Raw genomic sequence first — 13,201 nt, forward strand, 5'->3', positions numbered from 1 at the left:
GGCCGACCCTGGTTTAGGGGCTGACCCCGGTTTCGGGGCGCCACCGGGCTTCGGTGCCGCCACCGGTTTCGCAGGGGCGGGTACTGGCGTCGAGGCCGCCGCGGGCTTCGAGGCAGCAGGCCGTGAAGGCGTGGTCCGGGTAGCAGGAGCCTTCGGCGCGGTCGCCGTAGGTGCCTTGTCAACAGGCGCCTTCGTAGCTGGTGCCTTGTCAACAGGCGCCTTCGTAGCGGGCGCCTTATCCACAGGCGCCTTCGCAGCGGGTGCCTTCGCAGCAGATGCTACGGGCTTTCCTTCGGCCTGCACTGGAGCGGGTTCCGAGGAAAGGGTCGGCTCCTCCGAGGGCGTTGCCGCCTCCGGTGTCGTTTCGGTCCTTCCCTCCGCCTGACCTGCAGCCGGGCTGGCGTCGTCGTTCACCGATCCGGCATCTACCGGCGTCGCGACGGTCGTTTCCTCGGTCGCAGGCTCACTGCCCGTGATCGAGTAGCCCTCGGGAAGGAGGTCGGCGAGGCTCTGGGTCAGCGGAGCTCCGCTGTCCCCGGAGACATCCACGCGGCCGGTACCCGACTTGGCTGCCTCATTCGCTGCTTTCGCATCGGCCCGCTGGGTGGCACGGCGGGCTTCGGCCTTCGCCTCCGCCTTGTTCTTCACCGGACCGATCACCATCACCATGTTGCGGCCGTCGATCCGGGGGGACGACTCGACCACTCCGACTTCCGCTACATCTTCGGCGAATCGCTGCAGCAGGCGGATACCCATTTCAGGGCGCTGCTGCTCACGGCCGCGGAACTGGATCATGGCCTTGACCTTGTCCCCGGCCCCGAGGAAGCGCAGGGCGTGTCCGCGCTTCGTCTCGTAGTCATGGGTGTCGATCTTGAGGCGGAAACGAATTTCCTTGAGGATCGTATTGGTCTGGTTCTTCCTCGCCTCACGGGCTTTGACCGCAGCTTCGTACTTGTACTTACCAAAATCCATGAGTTTCGCCACCGGAGGCTTGGCCTGCGGTGCTACCTCGACAAGATCCAGGTCGGACTCGGCGGCAAGTCGGAGTGCGTCCTCGATACGGACAATTCCTACCTGTTCGCCGGCAGGTCCGACCAACCGCACCTCTGAAACGCGGATACGATCATTGATTCTTGGCTCGCTAATGTGTAACTCCTGTTGGTCCTGAAACTGATAACCGCCTGAAAATGAAGAAGGCCCCCAATTGCATGCGCAATCGAAGGCCTCGAAAATCAGTGCGGCGGTACGTGTGCACCGATAAGAGGAACCAGCTTTCCACGTACTACTACACCGACCTGACCCGGCTACCTGCAATGCTTGGGGAAGCACCAGGAAAATCGCGGGTGGGAGAGGACTCCGCTTGCATACCGGTCGTCATACCCGTTCCGTCCGGTGTTTCTTTGGAAACTCCATCAGGCATCAGGGTAACGGCGACCAGTCGGTCTGTGACAAGCTTACCAGTATGAGCCCCGCAGACAGCAATCCCCAGCAGCCCGCCGCCGGAGAGAACCCCGGCCCGAGTGACATTCCTCCCACGCGGCGCAGTTTCGTTGACGAGGCCGAGCCGGCGGAAGGCCCCGACGACGGCGTGCGCCAGCATATGCGCGACATCGCCGAGGTTGCCGCCGTCGAGGTGATCACCACCTCCGCCGTCCACCTGATGAGCGCCGCGGCAGTGAAGTGCGGCCTTGCTGCCGGCGAGGACGCGGAGGAGTTGAAGGACCTGGACGAGGCCCGCAAGCTCATCACCGCGCTCGCCGGTTTCGTCACCGCCGCCGCCCCGGAGATCGGCAGTCAACACGCGGGGCCGTTGCGCGACGGCCTCCGTTCCCTGCAGCTGGCCTTCCGTGAAGCATCGACCATCCCCGATGCCCCGGGGCAGGGTCCGGGCGAGAAGTACACCGGGCCGGTCAACTAGCGCCGCCGCGACACCCCGGTCGAGGACAGGGCGCTGGGTCAGCGGGCGGTCACGACTTGCCGGCGCCGCACTTCCTTGGCAGCGATACCGACCACGCCGAGAACTCCAGCGACCACGCCCACAGCGGTGAACCCGCCCCAGGGGCCGGTGACATCGATGAGGACGCCGGCAAGGGGCGCACCCATTGCGACACCGGACGTCAGCGCAGACCCGTACCAGCCCATCGCTTCTCCCCGGCGGTCCTCCGTCACCAGGTCGGCGACTTTCTCCGACGCTGCGGACAGCACCGGAGCGCACAGCAGACCGGGCAGGATGGACAGCAGGCTCAGCGCCAGGGTGTCCTGGGCGAAACCCATCGGAATGGTCAGCACGCCCATCCCCAGCAGCAGGAGCAGGGGCGATACGGGACGGCGGAGGGCGCCGTAGACGAGGCCGCCGACTACCGACGCGGCGCACCATGCGAAGAAGACCAATCCCAGCTCCCCCGCCTTGCCGCTCTGCTCAAGGGTGGCCACGATGCCGACCTCCGTACCCGCCAGCACGAGCCCCGCCCCCGCGGCCACCATCATGACCACCGCGACCGGCACAGTCAGCCAGGCGAAGGAGCTACGCAGGTTCCCTCCGGCGACGGCGAGCGGGAACCTCCGGGTGCGGCGCCGGCCTTGCCTGCGCTCGGCCAGCAGTTCTGCTCCCGCCTCGGCCACCCCTCCCGGCGCAGACGCGACGACGGCCTCCGCCGCCAGGACGTCCTCCTCCGATGGGGTGGGTGCCGGCAATGCACCGGGCTGGCCGCTCCGGGTAGGCGGGTTGAACCACATCAGGAAAAGCCCGGCCAGTGCAGTGGCGAACCCGATGAGGGTGAGCCCGAACACCGTCGACACCTGCGTTGCGAGCACCACGCCCACGGCCGGCCCCACCATGAAGATCACCTCGGTGCTGATCGCATCCAGGGTGAAGGCGGTGCGTCGGGAGTCACCGCTGACGAGCACGCCGAGGGACTGGCGCACCACCGAGAAGGCAGGAAGGGTGAAAAGCCCGCCCACCAGCGCGGCGACGAGCAGCCACTCGTACGGTAGCCGCGGTGCGATGGACCAGATGACGGCCTCGGCGATGATCGAGGGGATCAGTGCTTTCCTCAGGCCCGCGCTGTCGATCCGGCGGCCGCGCCAGGGGGCTCCGATCGCGATGCCTATCGTCACCAGTGCCGCGACGGCCCCGGCGGCGGCGTAACCGCGGTCGAGGGTCTGAACCACGTGAAGGGTCAGGAGGACGCCAGCCGCGGAGTGGGGGAATCGCGCGATCATGCCGACGATCAGCAGCCTGCGCACGGGCACGATCCGCAAGAGCTCGCGGTAGACGGCGAAATTCACGGCTTGTTCTTTCTCAACGGATCGGGACGGTCATCGGGTGAGTTTTACCTCGAGCGAGTCGACGCCCTCGACGAATCCGCGGTCCGTCTGGAGTGCTGATCGGAACCGACGGACGAGCGCGTCGACCTCACCAGCGGAGAGGCCCGGCTTGAGCCGAAGGTCCATACGGAGCTCCGGTCCGGCTCCCCCGCCGAGGGCAAGCCTACCGTCCGCGGAGAGCGACGGGACTCCCGACCCCAGCCCCAGGCGCACCTCGAGAATGCTGTCCTCCTGACCGCTGAGCGCTGCAACGATCTCCACGAGCCGTGCGTCCCGGTAGGACGGAACCCAGGCGACCTGCTGCGCCAGCGCCCACACCGCCGGCCGTCGCACCACGAAGGTGAACGAGGACCCCGGATCGACGACCAGGAGCTCGGCCTTCTCGGCTACCGCCGCCAGCGCCGCGCGGGGCGTATACGCAGCCACGGGCCGCGCGTCCGGATGCCAGGCGGCCAGACCGGCGGCGGTACTGAACACGGGGAGTGCCGTTCGGCCGTCCGGTGCCTTGAGCGTCACCAGTGCCATGTCGGCCTCCTTGTCCGCCACGCCCCCGCGGACGCCCTCGGCCTCCTGCGTCACCTCCGCGACGATGGGGATGAACATCCGCGCCGACGCCAGCGCGCTGACCACGGGCTCCTCCTGCGGCGCCGTCCCGAAACGCCGATCGAACAATCCCTCGAGGGCGGTGGTGTAACCGGCGTCGGCCCGGCCGTCGTCGTCCTCGAAATTGTGCAGCGGGTTTCCCTGACCGGCGAGGTCGCGCCCGGCCCACGGACGCCCGGCGGAGTCGGCCAGGTTACCGGCCAGCGCGGCCTCGATATGGGCCGGCAGCTCCCGTCCTGTCACCCCCGGGATTCCGGGAGACCCGCGACGTCGAGCGCCTCCGGGAGAGTGAACGCCCCGGCGTAGAGCGCCTTCCCGACGATGGCACCCTCGAGTCCCGCGGGCACCAGCCGGCGGAGCGCTGCCAGGTCATCAAGGCTGGAGATACCGCCGGATGCGACGACGGGCCGTGAGGTCCTGGCGAGGACCTGCTCCAGGAGTTCGATGTTGGGTCCGCGCAGGGTGCCGTCCTTGGTGACATCGGTGACCACATACCGGGCGCACCCGGCGTCCTCGAGTCGCTGCAGGACCTCCCACAGGTCGCCGCCGTCTTCGGTCCAGCCGCGAGCGGCGAGCGTGGTTCCGCGGACGTCGAGTCCGACGGCGATCGCGTCGCCGTAGCGGGCGATCGCGCGTGCCGTCCACTCGGGGTTCTCGAGTGCCGCCGTTCCGAGGTTGACCCGCTCGGCTCCGAGTTCGAGGGCAGCATCCAGGGAGGCATCATTCCGGATCCCGCCGGACAGCTCGACCTTGATGTCGAGCTTCCGAACGACCTTCTCCAGGAGGTCGCGGTTCGAACCGCGACCGAAAGCGGCGTCGAGGTCCACGAGATGGACCCACTCGGCGCCGTCCTTCTGCCAGGCCATCGCGGCGTCGAGCGGATCACCGTAGTCCGTCTCGCTGCCGGCTTCCCCCTGCACGAGCCGCACGGCCTGGCCGTCGGCGACGTCGACTGCGGGGAGGAGTTCCAGGATGGGGGTCTCGGTGAACGGGCTCATGCTCTGCTTTCAGCTTGGCGGATGGGAATCGGTAGCACTGCGGTATGAAGGGAAACGCGTCAGATCAAGGAAGGGTGAGCAGGTAGGCGGCCACGAGCGACATCGCCGCGAGAACCCAGAAGCTGATGATCAGGAGTTTCGGGAGACCCTGGCTGCGGAAGGACAGTGCTCCGCCGATCAGGAGTCCGGCCAGGCCCATCATCACGATGCTCCACATTGCTATCGCAGACAGCCGATCCAGTTCCGCAGCAACTGCGCCCCGGCATCCCCCGACTTCTCCGGGTGGAACTGGGTTGCGCTCAGCGGACCGTTCTCGACAGCCGCGATGAAGGGCCCCCCGTGGGAGGACCAGGTGACCTGCGGAGGCTTCATGGCGGGCTGGGTGACGTCGAACTTCCAGTCCTGTACGCCGTAGGAGTGCACGAAGTAGAAGCGCTCATCCGCGATGCCGTCGAACAGGACGGATTCTTCCGGAGCCGACACGGTGTTCCATCCCATGTGCGGCACGACGTCGGCCTTCAGCCGCTCCACGGTGCCCGGCCATTCCCCCATGCCGGGAACCCTTGTATCGTGTTCGACGCTGTCCTCGAAGAGGACCTGCAGTCCGACGCAGATCCCGAGGACGGGACGGCCGCCGGCGACCCGCCGGCCGATCATGCGCAGCGCATCGACGTCCTTCAGGCCCTTCATGACGGTTTCGAACGCACCCACTCCGGGTACGAGGAGACCATCTGCCTCGAGCACGTCCGCCGGCTTGGCACTGAGTTTAACCTCCGCGCCCACATGCTCCAGCGCACGCACGACGGACCGGACGTTCCCAGAGCCGTAGTCGAGCACCGTGACGCGGCGGGCGCTCACAGCGCGCCCTTGGTGGAGGGAATGCCCGTCACCCGCGGATCGGGTTCCACAGCGGCACGGAGTGCGCGCGCCAGGGCCTTGAACTGGGCTTCGACGATGTGGTGCGGGTCGCGGCCGGCCACCAGGGTCACGTGGAGGCAGATCTGTGCGTGGAGCGCGATCGCCTCGAACACGTGCCGGGTCAGTGAACCGGTGAAGTGTCCCCCGATCAGGTGGTATTCCTGGCCGGCCGGTTCGCCGCCGTGCACGAGGAAAGGCCTGCCCGAGATGTCGACGACGGCGCTCGCCAGCGCTTCGTCGAGTGGAACGGTTGCCTCCCCGAAGCGGCGGATGCCGGCCTTGGTCCCCAGCGCTTCACGCAGTGCTTCGCCGAGGGCGATAGCGGTGTCCTCGACGGTGTGGTGGACGTCGATGTGGGTGTCACCGGAGGCCTTCACCGTCATGTCGATGAGTGAGTGCTTCGCCAGTGCGGTCAGCATGTGGTCGTAGAACGGCACCGTGGTACTGATCTCCGATTCCCCGGTGCCGTCGAGGTTGATGTCGACGAGCACGCTGGATTCACTGGTGGTGCGCTCGATCCGCGCGGTACGGCCGGCGAAAATCTCCACGGTCATGGCGGTCCTTCGGTAGGTTGGGTGCTTCGCCCCGGTCGAGGGCGATCGGGCGCCCTCTTTGATACCAGTCTAGAAGACGGTGCTTACAGGAGGGTGCGGAGGGTGTCGAGGAACACTGTGGTCTCCGCCTCAGTACCGGCCGTCACCCTGAGGTGGCCTTCGATGCCGACGTCACGGATCAGGACCCCTGCCTCGAGCAGCCCGTGCCACACCGCACGGGGATCGTCCAGGCCGCCGAAGAAGACGAAGTTGGCATCCGAGGGCGCCGGCGAGAGCCCCAGCTCCTGCAGTTCGGCCACAATGCGGTCGCGCTGTTCCTTGATGGCCTTGACGTTGGCCAGCAGGGTTTCGGCATGGGTCAGGGCGGCGTTGGCCGCCGCCTGGGTGAGGGCGGAAAGGTGGTAGGGCAGGCGTACCAGGCGGAGCGCGTCGGCGATTTCAGGCGCAGCTGCGAGATAGCCGAGCCGCGCTCCGGCCATAGCGAAGGCCTTGCTCATGGTGCGGGACACGATGAGGCGCTCCCTGCCGGGCAGGAGCGTCAGCGCGCTCCTTGTGCCGGACGTCGCGAATTCCCCGTAGGCCTCGTCGACGATGATGATGGCCCGTTCCTTCTCCCCAGCTTCGTAGGCGGCCTCGACGACGTCGAGGCCGAGCGCCGTACCGGTGGGGTTGTTCGGTGAGCAGAGGAACACGACGTTCGCCTGCGATTCGCGAACATGCCGGGCAGTATCGGATGCGGTCATCTCGAACGCCGCACGCCGCCCGGCAGTGACGTACCGCGTGTCAGTGCTGCTGGCCAGGAGCGGGTACATGGAGTACGTCGGAGGGAACCCGAGGGCCGTCCGCCCGGGACCGCCGAACGCCTGCAGGATCTGCTGGAGCACCTCGTTCGAACCGTTGGCCGCCCAGATCTGGTCCGGGGTGATGCCGTGGCCGAGGTAGGCAGCCAGATTGGTGCGCAACTCCGTGAACTCCCGGTCGGGGTAGCGGTTGAGCCCGCCAGTGGCCACTTCCACGGCAGCCACGATTGCTGCGTGGACGTCCATCGGTACGCCGTGGGTGTTCTCGTTCACGTTGAGGAGGATCGGTACGTCGATCTGCGGGGCGCCGTATGGGAGGAGCCCCACCAGGTTGTTCCTCAGGGGGAGATGGGCGAGTGCCTCTTTGCGGTCAGTCACCCTGCGAGTTTAAGCGATGGGCGGGCGGTCCGGAGAATCCGGTCTCCGGCCGCGCTATCGAAGTCCTCCGCCGAGCTTTCCGAGCCCACTCGCCGACCGACCGGTGTCCGCGGATGGATCGCCGTCAGCCACCGACCGGCACTGCGAGCGACTGGCCCGCCTGCACCACTGAGGAGCCAAGACCGTTGAGCTCGACCAGTTCCGCCACGAACTCGCGAGGGTCCCGGTCCGGCGCGAACTCTCCGGCAATCCCCCACAGGGTCTCCCCCTGGCCCACACTGATGCTGATGGTCTCCGTGGGTGCCGGCACATTCCCCGCAGCCTTCGCCTGGGAGGTGAGTGAGACTCCCAACATCATCACCAGCGCCACGAACAGGACCGTGGGAAGGCCCACGAGCACAAGCCGTCCTCGTCGGGTCAGCCGAATCGGCGCGGGTTCCGTACTCCGCGAGGTATTCAACGGGAAACCCTGCGGGCTGGAAGAACGGACCGCCGTTCCTGCGCGGAAGTCGCTGTTCCAGCGATTGCCGGAGGATGGGGCGCTGGTCCCCATGATGAGTACTGTCATAGCTGTACCTCTTTCGGATTTTCGAATCTGCGAGACGGCCCGAAACGATGAATTAGAACACGTCTTCGATTTTCTTCCTGCCTATTTTTAGCATCTGCGAACGAACTTTGTCGAGACTCACTCGAACATATGTTTGAAATCATGCCGCGGGTGTTCTAGCGTTGACATAGGAGCAGGATGCAGAGTGAATACCTCGGCGGACTTGCTGCTTTCACATCACCACCCACCACTGACAAAACCGTTCGGCAGCAACTGATGGACCGGACTCGGGGCACCAAGGAGAGGAAGACCGGTGGCAGAGCACGAGGCGGCAGGGCAGGCAACTCCCGGCCCCACATCGGAGGAAGTCCCAGCGGCGGAGGGCGTCACTGTCGGCACGGGGCGCGGGCGTCCACGGGGCCGCGCAGTCGGCAAGGGGCTGACCGACCGGCAGAAGACGATTCTCGAGACTATCCAGCGCTCCATCGGTTCGAACGGATACCCGCCGTCGATGCGCGAGATCGGGGACGTCGTCGGCCTGGCCAGCCTGTCAAGCGTCACTCACCAGTTGGCCCAGCTCGAGCGCCTCGGCTATATCCGTCGCGATCCGAAGCGCCCGAGGGCCATGGAGATCCTGCTTCCACTGACCCTGACCGACGCTGCGGAGCCGGAAAGCCCGGATTTCCCTGCCGGCTCAGCCGGTCCGCTGCGGAGTGGCCCACGGCCGCATCAGGGAGCGGTCGATACGGCGATGGTGCCGCTGGTCGGCCGGATCGCAGCCGGTGGACCGATCCTTGCGGACCAGGTGGTCGAAGAGGTTCTGCCCCTCCCCCGCCAGTTGGTGGGACACGGCGACCTGTTCATGCTGAAGGTTTCGGGCGACTCGATGATTGATGCTGCCATCTGCGACGGCGACTGGGTGGTGGTGCGTCGGCAACAGAGCGCCCTCAATGGTGATATCGTTGCCGCGCTGCTCGACGACGAGGCAACGGTCAAGACATTCCGCCAGCGTGACGGACACACCTGGCTGCTGCCGCAGAACACCCGCTACGAACCCATCCTCGGTGATCATGCGAGCATCATGGGCAAAGTCGTCTCGGTGCTGAGAGCTCTATAGCCCATCCCGGCGCCCGATGCTGGAGAGCACAAGCCGCTCAAGGGGTCCTGAGGAAGGTCTGAGCAAGGTCCCTGAAAGATTCCTAGCCCATCCCGGCGCCCGGGGCCGGAGAGCACAAGCCGCTCAGGGGTCCTGAACAAGGTCCGAGAATGCGCCCTAGCCCACTCTGGCACCCGGCGCGGGAGCAGCAAGCCGCTCAAGGATGCCGAGCGCCGTCGCCCTGTCCGTCGTCGTCCAGAAGGGCGGCAGCGCTGCTCGGAGGAATCCCCCGTAACGGGCATTCGCGAGCCGCGAGTCGAGCACTGCCACCACACCCCGGTCGCCCGACGCCCGGATCAGGCGTCCCGCGCCCTGGGCGAGTCGCACGGCGGCATGGGTTGCCGACACGCTCATGAAGCCGTTGCCCCCCGCACGAGCGACGGCGCGGGTTCTTGCCGTCATCAGCGGGTCGTCAGGGCGCGGGAAGGGAATGCGGTCGATGACCACGAGCCGGCAGGCATTGCCCGGCACATCGACGCCCTGCCAAAGGGACAGCGTGCCGAACAGACAGGTGTCCGGTTCTTCCGAAAACTGCCGCACGAGGGACGACAGGGACGATTCGCCCTGGCAGAGAATCTCGAAACCGACCTTGGGCCTCAGCGCTTCAGCTGCCTCCTCGGCTGCACGCTTCGAGGAGAACAGCCCCAGCGCACCTCCCCGCGACGCAGTGAGAAGCGCTTCGAGTTCAGCAAGCTGGGCACCTGACGTGCCGCGCTCCGGTTTCGGGAGATCCTTGGCAACATACAGCACCCCCTGACGCGGGTAATCGAAGGGGCTGCCGACGTCGACTCCGGTCCATGACGGAGCGCCGTCGCCCGCGAGGCCGAGCGACCCGGCGACAGGACCGAACTCCGCCCCGATCGCAAGGGTCGCCGAGGTGAGGATCACCGTGTGATCCTCGAACAGTCCCTCGCGGAGCCTGCCTGCCACGGAGAGCGGAGCCACGTTGAGGGTCGCCGGAGCGCTTTCGTCGGGAATCCCGTAGCCGGAACCAGGCGTGAAGGAACTGGCCCGCGATGCCCAGACCACCTCGTTCGACCTCGCGGCGGCCAGAATCCGCTCGCACAGATCGAAGATGAGGGTCAGTCGCGCGCGTGCCATCTGCCGGCCGCCGTCGGCGTCGCCGGTCTTGCCGTCGGTCTTCGTGTCCGACAGGGCAGCGCGGCAGGCATTCCGCACCTGGTCCAGCGACTGTTCGACAGCCTCTGGCAGCCCTCCCGGCAACAGGCCGGATGGAAGGAGCATGGCGGCAGCCTCGAATGCGCTTCCCGCACTGTCCAGGACATCTGTACCGATGGAGGCATGACGACGGAGCGCCGTCGAGGCCGCCTGAATCATTGCCGGCGCGAGCTGCCCCGACACCGCGCCGGTGACGCGGTCGTGGAGCTCGTGCGCTTCGTCGATCACGACGACGTCGTACTCCGGGAGGACGGCGAGACCCTCGAACGCGCTGATCGCCAGCATCGCATGGTTGGTGATGATGATATCGGCGTCGGCAGCGGCTCCCCGTGCCTTCTCGCTGAAGCACTGCTCGGCAACGGGACAGCGCTGGGCGCCGAGGCATTCCATGCTGCTGACGGAAACCTGCCGCCAGGCACGGTCGCTGACACCGGGAAGGAGCTCGTCACGGTCACCGGTGGCGGTTTCCTCGGCCCATTCCCGGATGCGGACCACTTCCTTCCCGAGCGTGCTGGAAGGCGACGCGGCGAAGGAGCCGGGCGCCGGGTGTGGAGCGGCATCCTCCCCGAGGCTGAAAAGCGCGTCCGGCACGTCGTCCTCCGGGAAACCACCGCCGACCTTGTGTTTGCAGAGGTAGTTCGCCCTGCCCTTGAGCAGGGCGACATCGACCGGCCGCGGCAGGTGCTGCTGAACCGACTCGAGAAGGCGCGGGAGATCCCGGCCGACGATCTGCGCCTGGAGGGCGAGCGTCGCAGTGGAGACCACTGACGGCCGCTCGCTCTCCATGGCATGGGCGATGAGCGGTACGAGGTAGGCCAGCGACTTACCGGTTCCTGTACCGGCCTGCACCAGAAGATGAGTGCCGGCGGCGATGGCCTCGCTCACTTGGCGCACCATCTCATGCTGGCCGCTACGGCTTTCACCGCCCATGGACGCGACGGCGGCGTCGAGCAGCGTCAGGGCGTCGGGCCCGGACCCCTCACTCATGCCGGAGATACGGTTCCAGTTCCGCAGCGAGGGCTTCGCGGACCATGACGTCGAGCCGGGTTCCCTCACCGACATGCTCCAGTTCAAGGATTTCGGCGTCCTCCTGGTGGAGCCGGCTGAGAACCTCACCGTGCTCGTAGGGCACCAGCAGTTCCATCCGAACTCCCGGGCGGGGAATCGCCTCGCTGATCAGATCGCGAAGCTCGTCGAGCCCGGCCCCTGTTCGGGCGGAAACCACCACATTGCGGGGCTCCCGCTGGCGCAGGCGTTCGATCACGAAGGGGTCGGCGGCATCGGCCTTGTTGAGCACGATGATCTCGGGAATGTCCCGCGCCTCGACCTCGGCCATAACGGCGCGGACCGCGGCGATCTGGCCTTCGGGATCGGGATGGGAGGCATCGACCACATGCAGGATGAGATCGGAATCGGCCACTTCCTCCAGCGTGGAACGGAACGCCTCGATGAGCTGTGTCGGCAGTGACCGCACGAATCCCACGGTATCGGCCAGCGTGTAGCCGATGCCGTCGGCCGTCTCCGCCTTCCGCACTGTCGGATCGAGGGTTGCGAAAAGCGCATTCTCGACGAGGACGCCCGCATCAGTGAGCCGGTTGAGCAGGGATGACTTCCCTGCGTTGGTATAGCCGGCGATGGCAACCGAGGGAACCTGGTTGCGCCGACGGTTCGACCGCTTGGTCTCACGCGCAGGCTTCATTCCCGCGATTTCCCTGCGCAGTTTCGCCATGCGCGTGCGGATCTTGCGCCGGTCGAGCTCGATTTTCGTCTCACCAGGACCGCGTGAACCCATGCCCGCGCTGGCACTGCCGACCTGGCCACCTGCCTGGCGGGACATCGACTCGCCCCAGCCACGAAGTCGTGGGAGCAGGTATTCGAGCTGGGCGAGCTCCACCTGGGCTTTGCCCTCCCGGGATTTCGCATGCTGCGCGAAGATGTCGAGAATCAGGGCTGTGCGGTCGATGACCTTGACCTTCACGATGTCCTCGAGCCCGCGGCGCTGGGAGGGAGACAGTTCGCTGTCCACGATCACCGTGTCGGCACCCGTAGCCATCACGACGTCCTTCAACTCCTGGGCTTTTCCCGATCCGAGGAAAGTCGCGGGGTCCGGCTTGAGCCTGCGCTGGACCATTCCATCGAGCACTTCCGATCCTGCGGTCTCAGCCAGGGCCGCCAGCTCCTGCAGCGAGTTCTCGGCGTCCTGCGCGGTCCCCTCGGACCACAGCCCGGCAAGGACCACCCGCTCAAGCCGCAGCTGGCGGTATTCGACTTCGGTGACGTCCTCGAGCTCCGTGGAGAGCCCGGCCACGCGGCGCAGCGCACGGCGCTCCGCGAGATCCTGCTGGTCCCCGTCGAAGGAGAACTGATCTTCAGCCGCCTCCGAGATCGCCTGGGCCCGCGAGCGCCAGGTGCGTTCAACCGGAGCAGACCCGGAGCCCACCCCGTTTCCCTGCACACCCGAGAACTTTGCCGAGGCTGCCTCGTCGTGCGCGAGGATTCGGTCGATAACGGCCTGGATCTCTTCCGGTCCCATGTCGACACCGGTGGATTCTCCGGAATTCGTGGTCATATTCTCCCTTGTAACAGTGGACTCCAATTCTAGTTCCCTCCGCCGTTCCATTCCAGCACTTCACTCTGCGCGGAACCGGCCGCCCCCTTCCCTGCATGGCGGTTGCATCCCCGTGCCGGGTGGTTCCATCCCCCATGCCGGGAAGGAGACTCTATCGGCACTAGGCTTTTGC

General features: G+C 66.7%; 13 protein-coding genes. 2 read left to right on the forward strand and 11 right to left on the reverse strand.

What is annotated here, in order from left to right:
* Positions 1 to 1,104: translation initiation factor IF-3 (infC, locus tag Y705_RS23385; RefSeq protein ID WP_444826155.1), on the reverse strand; the 1,104-nt coding region annotated here is incomplete at its 3' end.
* 358 nt (positions 1,105 to 1,462) lie between these two features.
* On the opposite strand from infC, the gene Y705_RS0104375 reads away from it, so the two are divergent.
* The gene (locus Y705_RS0104375) at positions 1,463 to 1,918 is read left to right on the forward strand and encodes a DUF1844 domain-containing protein (RefSeq protein WP_026531963.1); all 456 of its coding nucleotides are present in this window, start codon (positions 1,463 to 1,465) and stop codon (positions 1,916 to 1,918) included.
* 38 nt (positions 1,919 to 1,956) lie between these two features.
* Here Y705_RS0104375 and Y705_RS0104380 read toward each other — a convergent pair whose 3' ends face one another.
* The 8 genes from Y705_RS0104380 to Y705_RS0104415 all read right to left on the reverse strand — a co-directional run bounded on the left by Y705_RS0104380 (position 1,957) and on the right by Y705_RS0104415 (position 8,146).
* The gene (locus tag Y705_RS0104380) at positions 1,957 to 3,288 is read right to left on the reverse strand and encodes an MFS transporter (protein ID WP_026531964.1); all 1,332 of its coding nucleotides are present in this window, start codon (positions 3,286 to 3,288) and stop codon (positions 1,957 to 1,959) included.
* 30 nt (positions 3,289 to 3,318) lie between these two features.
* Entirely contained in the window at positions 3,319 to 4,173 is an 855-nt protein-coding gene (locus Y705_RS0104385; protein ID WP_253908477.1) for an SseB family protein, read from the reverse strand.
* Positions 4,170 to 4,928: a bifunctional 1-(5-phosphoribosyl)-5-((5-phosphoribosylamino)methylideneamino)imidazole-4-carboxamide isomerase/phosphoribosylanthranilate isomerase PriA gene (priA, locus tag Y705_RS0104390; protein WP_026531966.1), complete on the reverse strand. Its 759-nt coding sequence runs from the start codon at positions 4,926 to 4,928 to the stop codon at positions 4,170 to 4,172. The genes Y705_RS0104385 and priA overlap by 4 nt, the downstream gene beginning before the upstream one ends.
* Positions 4,929 to 4,992: 64 nt before the next feature.
* Complete coding sequence (locus tag Y705_RS22190) at positions 4,993 to 5,133, reverse strand: hypothetical protein (RefSeq protein WP_216698743.1); 141 nt, start codon at positions 5,131 to 5,133, stop codon at positions 4,993 to 4,995.
* A gap of 14 nt (positions 5,134 to 5,147) precedes the next feature.
* On the reverse strand, positions 5,148 to 5,786 hold the full coding sequence (gene hisH / locus Y705_RS0104400; RefSeq protein WP_026531967.1) for an imidazole glycerol phosphate synthase subunit HisH: 639 nt from the start codon (positions 5,784 to 5,786) through the stop codon (positions 5,148 to 5,150).
* Complete coding sequence (gene hisB / locus Y705_RS0104405) at positions 5,783 to 6,400, reverse strand: imidazoleglycerol-phosphate dehydratase HisB (protein ID WP_026531968.1); 618 nt, start codon at positions 6,398 to 6,400, stop codon at positions 5,783 to 5,785. The genes hisH and hisB overlap by 4 nt, the downstream gene beginning before the upstream one ends.
* An 83-nt stretch (positions 6,401 to 6,483) precedes the next feature.
* Positions 6,484 to 7,578 (reverse strand): histidinol-phosphate transaminase, encoded by a 1,095-nt coding sequence (locus Y705_RS0104410; RefSeq protein ID WP_026531969.1) that lies wholly within the window; start codon positions 7,576 to 7,578, stop codon positions 6,484 to 6,486.
* 124 nt (positions 7,579 to 7,702) lie between these two features.
* On the reverse strand, positions 7,703 to 8,146 hold the full coding sequence (locus Y705_RS0104415) for a LysM peptidoglycan-binding domain-containing protein (protein ID WP_253908478.1): 444 nt from the start codon (positions 8,144 to 8,146) through the stop codon (positions 7,703 to 7,705).
* A gap of 418 nt (positions 8,147 to 8,564) precedes the next feature.
* Between Y705_RS0104415 and lexA the strand changes: the two genes are divergently transcribed.
* On the forward strand, positions 8,565 to 9,242 hold the full coding sequence (gene lexA, locus Y705_RS17390; protein WP_049822274.1) for a transcriptional repressor LexA: 678 nt from the start codon (positions 8,565 to 8,567) through the stop codon (positions 9,240 to 9,242).
* Between the two features lie 156 nt (positions 9,243 to 9,398).
* Here lexA and Y705_RS0104425 read toward each other — a convergent pair whose 3' ends face one another.
* A complete protein-coding gene (locus Y705_RS0104425; RefSeq protein ID WP_026531971.1) occupies positions 9,399 to 11,447 on the reverse strand; it encodes an ATP-dependent DNA helicase in 2,049 nt (682 codons plus the stop codon).
* A complete protein-coding gene (hflX, locus tag Y705_RS0104430; RefSeq protein ID WP_026531972.1) occupies positions 11,440 to 13,029 on the reverse strand; it encodes a GTPase HflX in 1,590 nt (529 codons plus the stop codon). The genes Y705_RS0104425 and hflX overlap by 8 nt, the downstream gene beginning before the upstream one ends.
* Positions 13,030 to 13,201: the final 172 nt, after the last annotated feature.

It is taken from the genome of Arthrobacter sp. H41 (assembly GCF_000520535.1).
Taxonomy (GTDB): domain Bacteria; phylum Actinomycetota; class Actinomycetes; order Actinomycetales; family Micrococcaceae; genus Arthrobacter_D.